This window comes from Paraburkholderia fungorum, assembly GCF_046027215.1.
Lineage (GTDB): Bacteria > Pseudomonadota > Gammaproteobacteria > Burkholderiales > Burkholderiaceae > Paraburkholderia > Paraburkholderia fungorum_D.
This window is the reverse complement of record NZ_JAQQEN010000001.1, coordinates 3169559-3184969: the sequence shown is the minus strand read 5'-3', so window position 1 is coordinate 3184969 and position 15411 is coordinate 3169559. Positions and strand designations below refer to the sequence as shown.

Annotated in this window: 13 protein-coding genes and 1 riboswitch; of the genes, 6 read left to right on the top strand and 7 right to left on the bottom strand. The window is 63.3% G+C overall.

Annotation, left to right across the window (positions count from 1 at the left end):
* Positions 1–177 precede the first annotated feature (177 nt).
* Positions 178–1410 carry an outer membrane protein assembly factor BamC gene (locus PQR27_RS14110; RefSeq protein ID WP_408524236.1) on the top strand — a complete coding sequence of 411 codons (1233 nt, stop codon included), beginning with the start codon at positions 178–180 and terminating at the stop codon, positions 1408–1410.
* Positions 1411–1550: 140 nt separating this feature from the next.
* Here the strand turns inward: PQR27_RS14110 and PQR27_RS14105 are convergent, their stop codons facing one another.
* From PQR27_RS14105 to PQR27_RS14080, 6 genes are all read right to left on the bottom strand, one after another.
* Positions 1551–2477 (bottom strand): DMT family transporter, encoded by a 927-nt coding sequence (locus PQR27_RS14105; RefSeq protein ID WP_408524235.1) that lies wholly within the window; start codon positions 2475–2477, stop codon positions 1551–1553.
* A 371-nt stretch (positions 2478–2848) separates the two neighbouring features.
* Positions 2849–4447: an L-lactate permease gene (locus PQR27_RS14100; RefSeq protein WP_408524234.1), complete on the bottom strand. Its 1599-nt coding sequence runs from the start codon at positions 4445–4447 to the stop codon at positions 2849–2851.
* 331 nt (positions 4448–4778) lie between these two features.
* On the bottom strand, positions 4779–5300 hold the full coding sequence (locus PQR27_RS14095; RefSeq protein ID WP_408524233.1) for a hypothetical protein: 522 nt from the start codon (positions 5298–5300) through the stop codon (positions 4779–4781).
* Between the two features lie 233 nt (positions 5301–5533).
* Positions 5534–5746 (bottom strand): YMGG-like glycine zipper-containing protein, encoded by a 213-nt coding sequence (locus PQR27_RS14090; RefSeq protein WP_408524232.1) that lies wholly within the window; start codon positions 5744–5746, stop codon positions 5534–5536.
* A 296-nt stretch (positions 5747–6042) separates the two neighbouring features.
* A complete protein-coding gene (thiC, locus tag PQR27_RS14085; RefSeq protein WP_408524231.1) occupies positions 6043–7974 on the bottom strand; it encodes a phosphomethylpyrimidine synthase ThiC in 1932 nt (643 codons plus the stop codon).
* A 93-nt stretch (positions 7975–8067) separates the two neighbouring features.
* Positions 8068–8186, bottom strand: a riboswitch (TPP riboswitch).
* Positions 8187–8340: 154 nt separating this feature from the next.
* Positions 8341–8751: a GreA/GreB family elongation factor gene (locus PQR27_RS14080; RefSeq protein WP_408524230.1), complete on the bottom strand. Its 411-nt coding sequence runs from the start codon at positions 8749–8751 to the stop codon at positions 8341–8343.
* Between the two features lie 507 nt (positions 8752–9258).
* Between PQR27_RS14080 and PQR27_RS14075 the strand changes: the two genes are divergently transcribed.
* The 5 genes from PQR27_RS14075 to PQR27_RS14055 all read left to right on the top strand — a co-directional run bounded on the left by PQR27_RS14075 (position 9259) and on the right by PQR27_RS14055 (position 13301).
* Positions 9259–10116 carry a DUF1223 domain-containing protein gene (locus PQR27_RS14075; protein ID WP_408524229.1) on the top strand — a complete coding sequence of 286 codons (858 nt, stop codon included), beginning with the start codon at positions 9259–9261 and terminating at the stop codon, positions 10114–10116.
* A 56-nt stretch (positions 10117–10172) separates the two neighbouring features.
* A complete protein-coding gene (locus PQR27_RS14070) occupies positions 10173–10811 on the top strand; it encodes a cytochrome b/b6 domain-containing protein (RefSeq protein ID WP_408524228.1) in 639 nt (212 codons plus the stop codon).
* A gap of 42 nt (positions 10812–10853) precedes the next feature.
* Complete coding sequence (locus tag PQR27_RS14065) at positions 10854–11633, top strand: molybdopterin-dependent oxidoreductase (RefSeq protein ID WP_408524227.1); 780 nt, start codon at positions 10854–10856, stop codon at positions 11631–11633.
* A 125-nt stretch (positions 11634–11758) separates the two neighbouring features.
* The gene (locus PQR27_RS14060) at positions 11759–12007 is read left to right on the top strand and encodes a pentapeptide MXKDX repeat protein (protein WP_408524226.1); all 249 of its coding nucleotides are present in this window, start codon (positions 11759–11761) and stop codon (positions 12005–12007) included.
* A gap of 364 nt (positions 12008–12371) precedes the next feature.
* Positions 12372–13301, top strand: a complete 930-nt coding sequence (locus PQR27_RS14055) for an EamA family transporter (RefSeq protein ID WP_408524225.1) — start codon at positions 12372–12374, stop codon at positions 13299–13301.
* A 29-nt stretch (positions 13302–13330) separates the two neighbouring features.
* Here PQR27_RS14055 and PQR27_RS14050 read toward each other — a convergent pair whose 3' ends face one another.
* A complete protein-coding gene (locus tag PQR27_RS14050; protein ID WP_408524224.1) occupies positions 13331–15376 on the bottom strand; it encodes an oxidoreductase in 2046 nt (681 codons plus the stop codon).
* Between the last annotated feature and the right edge of the window lie 35 nt (positions 15377–15411).

The following is a 15411-nucleotide window of genomic DNA, read 5'->3' as shown; positions in this document are numbered from 1 at the left end:
CTTGGCAGACTCGATCAGCGGGTACGCACAACGCGCGTCGCAGCATGCGTTTTGCCGCGCGCACGTGGCTCAACTCGCGGGCAAACCCCAGTTTTTGCACATGTGTCGCCGGGATCGGTAAAATGTTGGGTTGATCCACGGAAACTTGCCGTGGCGTAGCGGAAGGATTCCCCGAACATGACTGATCTTCGTCTTACCAAGCGGTTTGCAGTAATGCTGATGGCAGGCGGTCTGGTCGCCGGCTGCGGCACGTCGTCGCCGACCAAAATCGACTACAAGAGCGACTCGAAATCGAAGCAGGTGTCACTCGCCGTACCGCCGAACATGATCGATGAGACGTCCGATCAGCGTTCGTTGCCCCCGCAAGGCGGCGAAACCTCGCTGTCCGCGCTCCAGCAGGTTCAGGCGCAAGCGCCGGCCGCCAATACCCTGGTAGTCGTGCCGCCGGTCACCGGTATGCATATCCAGCGTGACGGCACGGAAAGCTGGCTCGTGATCGACAACAAGGCGCCCGACCAGGCGTGGGCGCAGATTCGCCGCTTCTGGCAGGAGCAGGGTTTCCTGCTGGTGGTCGACCAGCGCGACAAAGGCGTGATGGAAACGGACTGGAATGAAACGCACGCGCAGATCAACGACGGCCTGATCCGCAACACGCTGTCGAAGGCGATGGGCAACAGCTACGTGAGCTCGGAGCGCAACAAGTACCGCACGCGCCTCGAAGCGGCGCCGAATGGCGGCACCTACGTGTTCATCAGCCAGAAGGGCATGCGCGAGGCCATCACCGGCACGAACAATGATTCGACCAAGTGGGAAGCGAAGCCGAACGATCCGGGCCTCGAACAGGAATACCTGAAGCGGCTGATGGCCTCGCTGGCGCTGGCCGATTCGCGCAGCAAGCCGGGCGAGACGCAGAACGCCGATCTGTCGCCGGCGGGCACGCAAACCGCGCCGAACGCGGCAACTACGGGCGCGAAGTCGGCGGCTGCGGCCAACGCGGCGCAAAACGTTGCGCTGTCGGCGCAGCAACCCTTGCCGGATGACGACGCGGGGAATACCTCTGCGCAACTGTCGTCCACTGAGTTGACGCTCGGCGAGCCGTATGACCGCGCGTGGCTGCGCGTGGGCCTCGCACTCGACCGCAGCAACTTCACCGTCGACGATCGCGATCTGAACCGTGGTCTGTACTTCGTGCGTTATGTCGATCCGAAGGATCTGAGTTCGGCTGAGCAGGGCTTCTGGAGCCAGGTGTTCCACGGCAAGAAGGAAAAGGTCGCCAAGCAGTATCTCGTGAACGTGCGCGCCGTGACGCCTAACCAGACCCGCGTGGCTGTGGTGGACGACAAGGGCGCTGTCGATCAGAGCCCGCAGGCCAAGCAAATCATGAGTCTGATGGCCGACCAGTTGCACTGAACGACGCTGTAGTCTGCAGTAGCGCAGTCCGAAAACCCGCCTGGCGTAAGCCGGGCGGGTTTTTTTTACGCCCGCGTGCTGTTGTCGTGCCTGCTGGCAACGCGCGTGGCCGCTATGTGCGGCCCCGCGCGTAGTGAAGTTCAGGTGTCAGCGCGGCGCGGCCCAACCCAGGGCAAGCGCTTGACGACACCCGTAGCGAGCGCGGTGCCGACCAGAATGACGCTGCAGCCTGCCAGCATGCCGGGCGATACGCTTTCGCCAAGAAACAGCGCGCCCCACAGGATGCCGAAAATCGGAATCACGAAAGTCACTGTAATCGCGCGCGCCGGCCCGACGACGGCGATCAGATGGAAGAACAGCATATACGCGACGCCGGTACACGCCACGCCAAGCGCTATCACCGCGCCCCACGCATGCAGCGAAATCGGCGCGGCCGGCCAGTAGATCACGGCGAGCGGCAGCAGCACGATGGTCGCGCCGGTCATCGTGCCGGCGGCGACGGTGAGGGCGTCGACGCCGGTCAGGTGCCGCTTCGTGTAATTGGCGGCCACACCATACAGCAAGGTCGCGCCGAGTGCGGCCACGGCCGCGAGCGCGGTGGTGAGCGGCGTGGCGGCCGAGCCGTTTGGCGCGGCGATCTGGTCCCATACCAGCATCAGCACGCCGAGAAAGCCAATGACCAGACCGAGTGTGCGCAGCGCGCTCAGCCGGTCGCGCAGCCAGAGAAACGCGACGAGCGCGCCCCACAGCGGCGTGCTGGCGTTGATCACGGAAGTCACGCCCGCCGAGAGCGTCAACTCGGCATACGCGAACAGGCAGAACGGCGCCGCCGAATTGAGGATGCCGACCACCAGCAGCGGGAACGCGCGCGTGCGCAGGATGGTCGCGGACTGACGCAACGGCCGTCGCGCGATCAGCACGACCGCGAGGAATGCCGCGCCGATGCCGACGCGCAGCGCCATCAGCGGTGCGACGCCGAAGTCGGTCACGCCGACTCGAATAAACAGAAACGACGCGCCCCAAAGGGCCGCGAGAATCAGCAATTGCAGCAGGTTTTTAGCATTCATGGTGGTAGCGCCGCGCGCGGTTGAGTCGAGACGCCAGCGCATCGTAACAGCGCGATCGGGGGAAACGTTTCACGTTGGGATGAAACGGCAAGATACGGGAGATGAAAGGCGTCTGATGAGTGTGATCGTAAGCGCTGTCAGGCGAGGCGCAAAGCGAGCATTTCTCACGCTGATGTGAGAAAAATTGCGATGAACGGAGAGAATTTTAGCGGAACGACGCAGACCACACCGGAGTGTGGGCCTGCTGAGCATGAATTATTTTGCGGCAAAGCGTCGGTTGGGCGGATTGCTTCGTCCGTTCGGACGCGAGAGCCCGGGCCGAGCGAGACGCGCCGCGACGGCGCGCCCGCTGACCGGTTCGAACCGCGCATTCAGTGCGGAATCATCCATTGCAGGAAATTCTGCTGGACCCACACCAGCACACCGAGGACGACCGTCAACAGAATCGAATGCTTGAAGGTTTTGGCGAACACCACGCCTTCCTTGCCCTTGAGTTCGGTGGTCGCCACGCCGGTCGAGATGTTTTGCGGCGAGATCATCTTGCCCATCACGCCGCCCGACGAATTGGTCGCGGCCATCAGGATCGGGTTCAGGTTCAGCTGATTGGCCGCCACCACCTGCAGATTGCCGAACAGCGCATTGCCGGACGTATCGCTGCCGGACAGGAACACGGCGACCCAGCCGAGGAAAGCCGACACCAGCGGAAAGAACGGTCCAACCGACGCGGCGCCGAGCCCGAGGGTGTAGGTGAGCCCCGAGTAGTTCATCAGATAGGCGAGCCCGACGATGGTCGCCACCGTCAGAATGGCGATGCGCGTCTGGATCCATGTGTCGGCGATCGCCTTGCCGAAGTCGCGTGCGCTCAGTCCCACCACGAGCGACGTGATGATGGCGGCCACCAGAATCGCCGTGCCGGTGGCAAGCGGCTGGAAGTCCCACACCGCGCCATACGGCGTGTTGTATAGCGTGATGAATACGGCTTTGTCGAGGCCTGGCCACGGAATCTTGGTATCGCCGATCAGGAAGATCTTGGCGACGGTCCACACGATCACCACCACCGAGACGATGATCCACGGATACCATCCCTGGACGCCGCCAATCTTGCCGCGCACCTCGCCGACACGGTCGATGTTGATCGCGAACTTCGGATCGACGGCGGGTTTCCAGACGCGCAGAAACGCGATCGTCAGGATCAGCGACACCATCGACGACAACACGTCCGTCAGACTGTAGTTGACGTAATTCGACGCGACGAACTGGGTCAGCGCGAAGCTTGCACCCGACACCAGCAGTACCGGCCACACGCGCAGCATGTTACGAAAGCCCGCATACACGCCGATCACATAGAACGGCAGCAGGAAGGCAAAAAACGGCAACTGCCGCCCGACCATCTTGGCGAGCGAGTCGGCCGGCAGGTGCGTGACAGCGCCGAGGACCGTGATCGGGACGCCCAGCGCGCCGAACGCGACCGGCGCGGTATTGAAGATCAGCGTGAAAGTGAGCGCTTCGAGCGTCGGGAAACCGAGCAGGATCAACAGCGAACTGGTGATCGCGACCGGCGTGCCGAAGCCGGAAATCCCCTCGAGCAATGCGCCGAAAGAAAAACCGATCACGACCAGCACGACGCGACGGTCGTTCGGCAGGTTATCGATCATCCACATGCGGAAGGCCGCGAAGCGCCCCGAGCGCTGCGAGATGTTGTAAAGCAGAATCGCGGCGAAGACGATCCACATGACCGGCCAACAGGCGAACACCGCACCGGCGACCACCGAATCGACCGCGAGGCCGACCGGAAACTGCCAGACGAAGATCGCCACGATCAGCCCGACGATCAGGCCCGCGAGCGACGCCTGCCAGGCCGGCCGGCGCGCCCAGCCGAGCAACAGCAGGACGACGATAATCGGCAGGGCGGCGACCAGGAACGAGGGCAATAGGGAATTGCCGACCGGAGTGAGTAGTTGGTGAAACATCACGTCTCCTTCGTTGTTGTTCGAACTCGACGCGGGTCCACGCACTACGGGCGCGTCGCTGTGGCAGGACGGATGGGCGCTGGCGGCGCGTGAACGACGCGCGAAGGCGCTTATTTAAATGAATACTGCGTGTGGCATCCCCAAGGATAGAGCCCGGATGTGGCGCGTCAAGGAGGGAAACTACGGGCGAAGGGGGCGGGAGCTGGGAGCGCGCCTTGCGCGAGTCTGCGCGGCATGCAAGGCGCGATGTGAGGCGAGCGCCGCGCCGCAGGGATCCGCCACGCGAGCACGTCATGTGAAGGTCAATGAAGTTCAGGCATGCCGGCGAGCGTCAGTGCCAATGGCCGTGGCCGCCCCCCCAACCACCGTGGCCTCCCCATCCGCCGTGGCCACAGCAGTAGCCACCGAAAGCGAAGCCGACCGAGACCGACGGTCCATACCAGCCAGGATAGCCATAATAAGCCGGATAAACCGGCGGATAGTAGGCAGGATAAACCGGCGGCGGCACGTAAACGGGCGGGGCGGCAACGGCATAGGTCGCGGGCGGGTTCTGCTGCCCCGCCTGTGCTTGTGCCTGTTGCGCCTGTTGGTCTTGCTGTTGCGCCGCGGACGGATCGCCTTGCCCAACCGGCACCGCCTGCTGGGTACCGTTTGCGGGCACCGTGGCGTAGTAGGGGGAATAGCCCGCCGGATAGTAACCAGCCGGATAGTAGCCGTAGGGGTAATAGCAACCGGACAACGTGAGAACGCCGATCGTGCCAGCGAGCGCCATGCCGGTTCGGGATAAACGGGGCAAGGCGCGCGGCAGCCACCGGCGCGTCGAGAAGAGAGGTGTGTCGACGCGGGACTTCATGACGCGCTCCTGGTGACTTCGAACGCCGCCATACGGGGCGTAATAACATTAGCTTACGCCGCCGTGGCGCTAACTGGATTGCAAAACGGTAACGGCGTATTTCACTCCATTGCCAAGCATCTCCCGGCGACGGAGCGGCGGTATCCGCGCCGCTTATCGTCACAACGCTTGTCGATCCTCGGGCATGCTCAAGTGTCCACTCAGTCTGTTTTCATGCAACGCGGTCGCGTGACTTACTTGCCCACCTGATTGCCGATAATGCCGCCCGCCGCGGCGCCGCCGATAGTCGACAGCGCATTGCCGCCGATCGCCGCACCTGCCGCACCGCCCACCCCCGCGCCGATTGCCGTATCGCGTTGACGCGGAGTCATACCGTCACACGCGGAAAGACTTGCGAGGACCGCGACGATGGCCGTGAGCGTACCGATTTGACGAATCGATTTCATGATGTTGACTCCAGTAATAATCGGAACAGGACGGATGAGAGAGCGAAGCCCTTCGGCGTCCTTTCATTTGATGGTATCGCCGCAGCCCGTATCTGGATGTGTGCGCTTGTCAGCGGACTGTCGGTTTCGTAATCAAATGTTTCCTCACGCGCAGCATGTGGCGTGCCCGCTCCCGGTGCCCGCGCGCAAATGCAAAAGCCCGCCAGTGGCGGGCTTGGGTACTGCAACGCAACGATGCGCTTGCCAGGCTGGCGGCCGCACACTAGCGGCCGCGTAGCTGAACCTTACTGACGCTCTTACTGACGCTGATAGATCTCGGCGCCTTTCTTCATGAACTCGATCGACTTCACTTCCATGCCTTTCTTCAGTGCCTCGTCGTCAGTGACGCCTTGTTGCGCTGCGAATTCGCGCACGTCCTGAGTGATCTTCATCGAGCAGAAGTGCGGGCCGCACATCGAACAGAAGTGCGCGACCTTGGCCGAATCCTTCGGCAGGGTTTCATCGTGGAATTCACGTGCCTTGTCCGGATCGAGACCGAGATTGAACTGGTCTTCCCAACGGAATTCGAAGCGCGCTTTCGACAACGCATTGTCACGCACCTGCGCGCCCGGATGGCCCTTCGCCAGATCGGCGGCGTGCGCGGCGAGCTTGTAGGTGATGATGCCGGTCTTGACGTCGTCCTTGTTCGGCAGACCCAGGTGTTCCTTCGGCGTCACGTAGCAGAGCATCGCCGTGCCGAACCAGCCGATCATCGCCGCGCCGATGCCCGACGTGATGTGGTCGTAGCCCGGAGCGATATCGGTGGTCAGCGGTCCCAGCGTGTAGAACGGTGCTTCGTCACACCATTCCAGTTGCAGGTCCATGTTTTCCTTGATCAGTTGCATCGGCACGTGGCCCGGGCCTTCGATCATGGTCTGCACGTCGTGCTTCCACGCGATCTGCGTGAGTTCACCGAGGGTCTTCAGCTCGCCGAGTTGCGCTTCGTCGTTCGCATCGTAAATCGAGCCGGGACGCAGACCGTCGCCGAGCGAGAAGGCTACGTCATACGCCTTCATGATTTCGCAGATGTCTTCGAAGTGCTCGTACAGGAAGCTTTCCTTGTGATGCGCGAGACACCACTTCGCCATGATCGAGCCGCCGCGCGAGACGATCCCCGTCATGCGCTTCGCCGTGAGCGGCACGTATTGCAGACGCACGCCCGCGTGGATCGTGAAGTAGTCGACGCCTTGCTCGGCCTGTTCGATCAGCGTGTCGCGGAAGATTTCCCACGTCAGGTCTTCAGCCTTGCCGTTAACCTTTTCCAGTGCCTGATAGATCGGCACCGTGCCGATCGGCACCGGCGAATTGCGGATGATCCACTCGCGCGTTTCGTGAATGTGCTTGCCGGTGGAGAGATCCATCACCGTGTCGCCGCCCCAGCGGATCGCCCACGTCATCTTGTCGACTTCCTCGCCGATCGAGGACGTCACGGCCGAGTTGCCGATGTTCGCATTGACCTTCACGAGGAAATTGCGGCCGATGATCATCGGCTCGCTTTCCGGGTGATTGATATTGTTCGGGATGATCGCGCGACCGCGGGCGACTTCTTCGCGCACGAATTCCGCCGTAATTTCCGTCAGGCCATTGGGACCGAAAGCGCTGGCGCCGAACGCCTGGCCGGGGTGCTGACGGCCCATCATGGCGGCCAGCTTTTCGCCGTTCGGACCGCTTGTCTTCAGCGTCTCCAGATACGCCGCGCGCTGCTGGTTCTCGCGAATCGCGATGTATTCCATTTCCGGCGTGACGATGCCTTGACGCGCGTAGTGCATCTGCGAAACGTTCTTGCCGGCGATGGCGCGGCGCGGCGTGCGGTGCAGGCCCTGAAAGCGCAGATCGGCGGTGGCGGTGTCGGCGGCGCGTTCGCGGCTGAAGTCGCTGGAAAGGCCCATCAGCGCTTCGGTGTCGCCGCGTTCTTCGATCCAGCGCTGACGCAGCGCCGGCAGACCCGCGCGGATGTCGATCGTGGCTTCCGGATCGGAGTAGGGCCCCGACGTATCGTAGACGTAGACCGGCGGATTCTTCTCGCCGCCGAAGCTATCCGGCGTGTCGGATTGGGAGATTTCGCGCATCGGCACGCGGATGTCGGGGCGCGAGCCGGTCACGTAGATCTTGCGGGAATTCGGCAGCGGCGCGACAGCGGCGGCGTCGACGTGGGCGTCGGCGGAAAGGAACTTCGGATTGGCGTTCATGCATATCTCCAATGACGCATAGCAATGTGGGGCCGCTAAGCAGGAGACGAGACGGAAGTTGTCGGATTCGCGAGAGAGGAAACGGTAGACCAGGTGCGAAATCCGTACGCTTCCCTGCGCTGGCATTATCCAGATCAGGTTCAAAGGGTATTTCTCACCCACGCAGCACGGACCTCCCACCACCGTGCGACGCAGGACCCCCGCGTTAGCAGCGCACACGATACACCGCCCGGGCGTTGCTTGGCAACCCGTCTTGAAAAAGTCAGATGTCGGAGATAACGCCGGTCAGCCGCGCACTATTCTTATTGTGATAGGGCTGCCGGGGATGAGGAGGCGCAGCGGCTCTGCGTCGCGCGTGCGCCTGGCTTACAGCGTGAAATCGTCGGCGGCTTCGGGCTGAAACAGGATTTTTTCGAGCTTCAGCACTTTCTCCGTGCCGCTCGGCGGCGTGAAGCGGATGCGCTCGCCGCGCTTCGCGCCGAGCAAGGCGAGACCAACCGGCGAAAACACATTCAGGCGGCCCTGCGCGAAGTCCGCATTGGGCGGATAGACGACCGTCCAGGTCATCTGCTCGCCGCTGGTTTCGTCGACCAGCGTGGCTTGCGAATTCATTGTGACGATATTCGCGGGGATGTCGCGCGATTCGACGATCACGGCGCGTTCCAGAACGTGGTCGAGCATGTCTTGCATTTTGGCGTCGGCGCCCGGCGCGGCCGCGTGCTTCTCAAGACGGGCGACGTCGAGTTCGGTGAGGTAACAGGCTTTCGTCTTTTTCATGACGGGTTCTCCAATTGATCTGCATATAAAGGAATTGCGTGCGGATGAGATCAGCCCGGAGCCCGACGACGCGGCCCCGGCAATAGAGGGAAAGCTGCGTCAGATCGGGCGCCGGGCGGCGAGAAGCGGGAGCGTTCGGGATGGCGCGCCGGCGCGATGTGGCGATACGTCTGCACGCGCGTAGCCCGTTGCGCGGTAAGGGCGCAGGCGGGTGAGGGCATGAGAGATCGGAAAACGCATTGAGATGGCCGGCGGATATCGAAAAAGTTGCGGTGTGTCGAGGGAATGCTTCTTCGACGTGATCGAAATACGAAAGACTTATGTTAGCACGAGTGAGGGCGGCTCTTTATTCGACGCCCAGGGGTCGGTTGCTTACGCCGCTACCGCCAAAGGCGAAAAAAAAAATCCCACTCACATCGGGGGAAAAACAAAAAAAATTCCATCCCGTTGTCATAACCGCCGCCCCCATTCGACAAACGTGCAAATCCTGATGGAGCGGAGCACGCCATGCAAACCAGAACCACTCCCGACCGCCGAGTCGAGCGGCCGCCCCTCACGCGAGCGATCGCGCTGGCACTATCGTTGGCGGCGCTCTCAGCCAGTGGCCTGGCCACTGCAGCGACAGCGACCACCGCGACCACCGCCATCTGCGCATCCCACAGTCCATCCCACCGCGTGGCGCTAGTCGAGCTCTACAGCAGCGAAGGTTGCAACAGCTGCCCGCCAGCGGACAACTGGCTGGGTCAATGGAAAAGCAGCGGCGCCGCCCAAAGCATCGTGCCGTTGGCCCTGCACGTCGACTACTGGAATAGTCTCGGCTGGACCGACCGCTTCTCACAGCATCGTTTTACCGAACGTCAGCAAACCCTCACTGACCTCGCCGGCGGCCACACCATCTACACGCCCGAGATCTTTGTATCAGGCCGCGAACTGCGCGACTGGTCGCAGCGCGACAGTTTCCAGAGCCGGATCGGCAAGGTTGTCGCCGAGCCGGCGCAGGCGAACGTGGCGCTCGAACTGACACCGCAGGCAAAAGGCGCCTTTAACGTCGATGCGCAATTTACCAGCAAGGCGGCCGCCACCACGGGCCAACTGAGTGCCTACGTCGCGGTTTACCAGAACGCGTTGAACTCGCAGGTCAGAGCGGGGGAAAACAGCGGTGCAACGCTGCATCACGAACGCGTCGTGCGGCAATGGATCGGCCCGGTGCCGCTGGTTGCCGGTCACGTGCAAATCCACCGCGATATCCGTATCGACGATGCCGACGCCAACGCCCCCGCCGGCGACTTCGGCGTCGTCGCTTTCGTCGAAAACGCCGCGACCGGCGACGTGTTGCAAGTGGGCGAACTGGCCGCCTGCAATTGATCGCGCGACGACCCCGCAAGGCCCCCGCGGCACACCCCATTCCAACGGAGATTCTCATGGCAACGCCTCATGCACTCAGCGAAACCGCTCCGCCGGCCACGCCGAAGCGCGGCACGATTCATCCAGTGTGGGTGCGCGTCACGCATTGGCTCAATGCTCTCGCGGCCATCCTGATGATGCTGTCCGGCTGGCGCATCTATGACGCGTCGCCGATCTTCAAAGGCTTTACGTTTCCGCCGGCCATCACGCTCGGCGGCTGGCTCGGCGGCGCGCTGCAATGGCACTTCGCGGCCATGTGGCTGCTGGTCTTCAACGGCCTGCTGTATCTGGTGCTGAACCTGGTCAGCGGCCGCTTCGTGCGCAAGTTCCTGCCGGTCTCGCCGCGCGCCGTGCTGCACGATTTCATTGCCGCACTGACTGGCAAGCTCTCGCATGCCGATCTGCGCGTCTATAACGCGGTGCAGAAATTCGCTTACCTGTTTGTCGTTTGCGATCTGATCGTGCTGGTGCTCTCGGGTCTTGCGATCTGGAAATCGGTGCAGTTTCCGCTGCTGCGCGAGCTGATGGGCGGTTACGACAACGCGCGCATCGTCCACTTCTGTGCGATGTCGCTGATGGCTGCGTTCGTCGTCGTGCATCTGGCGATGGTGGCGCTCGTGCCGCGCTCGCTGCTGGCGATGCTGCGCGGACGTTGAGCCGTTGATGCACGCATACGCAGAACTTAAGGACATCCAATCATGACTCAGCCCGACATGAAGCCGGATAGCAAACTCGACCGCGAGTCGATCCTGATCGACGCCCGCCGCGAACTCGCGATGCCGTCGCGACGCCTGTTCGGCAAGCGGCTTCTGACGCTCGGCGGCCTGTCGATGCTGACAGGCTGCTCCCTGACCGACAACGATTCGGTCAACACCTTCCTGACCGCCGTGTCGCGCCTGAACGACCGCGCGCAAGCGGCGTTGTTCGACCCGAAGCAACTCGCGCCGACCTACACGGAAGCGCAGATCACGCGGCCGTTCCCATTCAACGCGTTTTACGGCATCGATGACGTGCCCGACGTGGATGCCTCCGACTACAGGCTACAGGTCAGCGGCCTGGTAAGCGGCCAGCGTGTCTGGAGCCTGCCCGAGCTGTATGCGCTGCCGCATGCCGAGCAGATCACGCGGCATATCTGCGTGGAAGGGTGGAGCGCGATCGGCCGCTGGGGCGGCACGCCATTTGCCGATTTTCTGCGGCGCATCGGTGCGGACACGAGCGCGAAATACGTCGGCTTCAGATGCGCGGACGACTACTACGAAAGCATCGACATGCCGACCGCGTTGCATCCGCAGACGCTGCTCACGTTGTCCTACGACGGTGCGCGTCTGCCCCCGAAATACGGCTTCCCGATGAAGCTGCGCATGCCGACCAAGCTCGGCTACAAGAACCCGAAACACATCGTCGAACTGTTCGTCACCAACACGTATCCCGGCGGCTATTGGGTCGACCAGGGCTACAACTGGTTCGGAGGCTCCTGACGCGCGCGGGCCGCGCACTGAACCGGATGCGCGACCCCGGGCGGCAGAAGCTTCGGAAATACGCCGGCACAAGGCACAAGGTAGAGGCCGGTTCTGATTCATCCACAACAACACGGAGTTATTCCATGAAAAAGTTCGCAATCGCAGCAGTGGCCGTCGCGCTCCTCACCAGCGGCGGCGCCGCGTTCGCCCAGGCAAGCGGCGCGATGTCCAACGATGCAATGTCAAAGGACACAATGTCGAAAGGTTCGATGTCCAAAGACACGATGTCGAAGGACAGCATGAAAAAGGACACGATGAAGCACGACAAAATGAAAAAGAGCGGCGACGCAATGGGCATGAAACACGAAGCGTCGGGCGCGATGGCCAACTAAAGACCGTCGCGATGCTATCTGCATAGCCTGAACGCCGGTTCCACGCGCGAGGCAAAAAGCCGGGGACGTCCCCCGGCTTTTTGTTGTAAGTACGCCAAAAAATTACGATTCTTTCAGCCGGCGCGGTGGGCGCTTACTGCATAATGCGATCCGCGCCAGACGTTTGGCGCGTGTCAGCCGTGGCTCGATCGCCTTCGATCGCCGCGGCGTTGTGGCCCCATTGGCCATCTCTCGTCTTCCCGTTCCACCGACATGTCCGCCAGCCTCGACCGCCATTCCGCATCGCCGATGCGGTGTCCGCCATCCCGCCACAGGGTCTTCAGCGGGGGCGCAGCACCTCGCGCGGCCTGGGCGGGTTGAACGCATGTCGCTGCAATTTCTCAACCGTTTCGCGCGTGGCTTCGCCATCCGTCTGCCGCAGTCGCGCAATGGCCAGATCGCGCTCGCGCTCGCCGTCGTCTATATCGTCTGGGGTTCGACGTACCTGGCCGTGCACGTCGCGCTCGGTTCGTTTCCACCGCTATTGCTCTCCGGGCTGCGCAATCTGTTTGCCGGCATCGGGCTGTTCATCTTCGCGGCGCGCCGTAAGCCGGTCTGGCCGAGCGCCGCCGAAATCCGTAATGCGGGTCTGGTCGGCACGATGCTGGTCGGTTTGTCGAGCGGCATGCTCGCCTTCGGCATGCGGACGGTCGGCACCGGCACCGCAGCGGTCATGGTCGCCACCGTGCCGCTGTTCGCCACGGTCATTGCGGCGGTGGCGGGGCGGCGGATCGGCAAAGGCGAATGGTTCGCGGTCGGGCTGGGCCTGGTCGGGATCGGGATCCTGAGTCACGGTGACACGTCGCCCGGCTCGGCCGGCGGCAGTCTCGCGATTCTATGCGGCGCGCTTTTCTGGGCGGGCGGCGCGCATCTGGCCGGGCGGCTGAAGCTGCCGTCGGATCTGTTTCTATCGACTTCGTTGCAGATCGGCCTGGGCGGCGCGATGTCGACTATCGTCGCGTGGGTGTCGGGCGAACGGATGCTGGAGGTGCATGCTCTGCCTGTGCTGGCGTTTATCTATCTGATGCTGATCGGCACGATGACCGCGTATGTCGCGTATGGTTTTCTGATCCGCCACACGAGCCCGATCATCGCCAGTAGCTGCATGTACGTGAACCCGGTGGTCGCGGTCGCGCTCGGCGCATTGTTGCTCGGCGAACCCGTCACGCATTCCACGGTGATCGCGACCATTGTGATTCTGGCGAGCGTGGGCCTGTCGTTCTGGTTCGACTACCGCAAGAAGGCGCTCGCCTGATGCGGGGCGGCTGCCCGCCGCCCGCCGTGCTATAGCGCCGCCGCCACTTCCGCACCTTCGCGGATCGCGCGTTTCGCATCCAGTTCGGTCGCCACCTTCGCGCCGCCGATCACGTGAAAGCGCGGACCGTTTCCAGCATTCGCGGTACCTGCCGCCGTCGCCGGGTACAGATCGCGCAGCGATTCCTGCCCCGCGCACACGACAACCGTGTCCACCTCGAGCCATTCTTCGACGCCGTCGCGCGCGATTTTCAGGCCGCGCTCACTGACCGCCAGATACGACACGCCGCCGAGCATCTTCACGTTGTTTCGTGCGAGCGTCGCGCGATGCACCCAGCCGGACGTTTTGCCGAGCCCCATGCCGAGCTTGCCCGCCTTGCGCTGCAACAGCCAGATTTCGCGCACCGGTTGCGCCGGCACTGGCGGCTTCAGTCCGCCGCGCTCGCGCACCGCGAGGTCGACGCCCCATTCGTCGAGCCATGCATCGCGCTGCATCGGCAACGGCTCGCCCGGCCGATGCAGCAGGAACTCGCTGACGTCGAAGCCGATCCCGCCCGCGCCGATCACGGCGACGCGGCGCCCCACCGGCGCGCCACGCAGTACGTCGATATAAGACAGCACGTTCGGTCCGTCGATGCCGGCAATCGCCGGCCGTCGCGGCACGATGCCGGTGGCGACGATCACGTCGTCGTAAGCGCCCGCGGCGAGCGTTGCCGCGTCAACGCGCGTGCCGAGCCTCACCTCGACGCGGTGCCGCTGCAACTGACTGTCGAAATAGCGGATGGTCTCGCTGAACTCTTCCTTGCCCGGCACGCGCATCGCCAGATTGAACTGCCCGCCGATCGTTGCGCTCGCATCGAATAGCGTCACGCGATGTCCGCGGGACGCCGCCACCGTTGCGGCCGACAAACCCGCTGGGCCGGCACCGATCACCGCGACCGAGCGCACCGTCTGCGCGCCGGCAACCGGCCGATAAACCAGTTCGGTCTCACGGCCGGCGCGCGGATTCACGAGGCAACTCGCGCGCTGGTTCCTGAAGGTGTGATCGAGGCAAGCCTGGTTGCAGGCGATACAGGTGTTGATTTCGTGCGCGCGTCCTTGCGCGGTCTTGACGACGAACTCGGGGTCGGCGAGCAGCGGTCTTGCCATCGACACCAGGTCACCCGCGCCCAGGGCGAGCAATTCCTCAGCCACTTCCGGCGTGTTGATCCGGTTCGACACGATCACCGGCACCTTGACGGCGGCCTTCAACCGGGCGCTCAGCGAAGCAAAGGCCGCGCGCGGCACCGAGGTCACGATGGTCGGCACTCGCGCTTCGTGCCAGCCGATGCCCGTGTTGAACATGGTCACGCCGGCGGCTTCGAGCGCCCGGGCGACCTGCACGGTTTCGTCCCATGTATTGCCGCCTTCCACGAGATCGATCAGCGAGAGCCGGTACACCAGGATGAAGCGTTCGCCGCACGCCGCGCGCACCCGTTCGACGATCTCGCGCGCAAGCCGCATGCGGTTCTCGATGCTGCCGCCGTAACGGTCAGTGCGTTGATTCGTGCGGGGGCAGAGGAACTGATTGAGCAGATAGCCTTCGCTGCCCATGATTTCGATGCCGTCGTAGCCGGCGCGTTGGGCGAGCCGCGCGCAGCGCGCGTAGTCGCGCACGGTGCGGGCGATGCCGGCCTCGGTGAGCGCGCGCGGCTTGAACTTCGAGATCGGCGACTTGAGCGCCGACGCGGACACCACGAATGGCTGATAGCCATAGCGTCCCGCATGCAGGATCTGCAAGGCGATTTTGCCGCCTTCGGCATGCACGGCCTCGGTCAGCAGCCGATGGTTGCGCAGGTCGAACACCGAGTTCAGCGTGCCGCCGAACGGCAGCAACCAGCCCTGCCGGTTCGGTGAGATTCCGCCCGTGACGATCAGGCCGACGCCGCCTTTGGCGCGCTCGCGAAAATACGCCGCCAACTTCCGGTAATTCCAGAAGCGGTCCTCCATGCCAGTGTGCATCGAACCCATCACCACGCGGTTGCGCAGGCGAGTGAAGCCGAGGTCGAGTTCGGCAAGCAAGTGTCGGTAAGACATGCAGAGGACCGTGTAAGTATTGGATGCGCACGAAC

Coding starts and splice junctions, on each gene's coding strand:
- thiC (WP_408524231.1), bottom strand. CDS start 7,974: ATGAACGCCAATCCGAAGTTCCTTTCCGCCGACGCCCACGTCGACGCC.
- PQR27_RS14090 (WP_408524232.1), bottom strand. CDS start 5,746: ATGAAATCGATTCGTCAAATCGGTACGCTCACGGCCATCGTCGCGGTC.
- PQR27_RS14080 (WP_408524230.1), bottom strand. CDS start 8,751: ATGAAAAAGACGAAAGCCTGTTACCTCACCGAACTCGACGTCGCCCGT.
- PQR27_RS14105 (WP_408524235.1), bottom strand. CDS start 2,477: ATGAATGCTAAAAACCTGCTGCAATTGCTGATTCTCGCGGCCCTTTGG.
- PQR27_RS14055 (WP_408524225.1), top strand. CDS start 12,372: ATGTCGCTGCAATTTCTCAACCGTTTCGCGCGTGGCTTCGCCATCCGT.
- PQR27_RS14095 (WP_408524233.1), bottom strand. CDS start 5,300: ATGAAGTCCCGCGTCGACACACCTCTCTTCTCGACGCGCCGGTGGCTG.
- PQR27_RS14065 (WP_408524227.1), top strand. CDS start 10,854: ATGACTCAGCCCGACATGAAGCCGGATAGCAAACTCGACCGCGAGTCG.
- PQR27_RS14100 (WP_408524234.1), bottom strand. CDS start 4,447: ATGTTTCACCAACTACTCACTCCGGTCGGCAATTCCCTATTGCCCTCG.
- PQR27_RS14050 (WP_408524224.1), bottom strand. CDS start 15,376: ATGTCTTACCGACACTTGCTTGCCGAACTCGACCTCGGCTTCACTCGC.
- PQR27_RS14075 (WP_408524229.1), top strand. CDS start 9,259: ATGCAAACCAGAACCACTCCCGACCGCCGAGTCGAGCGGCCGCCCCTC.
- PQR27_RS14060 (WP_408524226.1), top strand. CDS start 11,759: ATGAAAAAGTTCGCAATCGCAGCAGTGGCCGTCGCGCTCCTCACCAGC.
- PQR27_RS14110 (WP_408524236.1), top strand. CDS start 178: ATGACTGATCTTCGTCTTACCAAGCGGTTTGCAGTAATGCTGATGGCA.
- PQR27_RS14070 (WP_408524228.1), top strand. CDS start 10,173: ATGGCAACGCCTCATGCACTCAGCGAAACCGCTCCGCCGGCCACGCCG.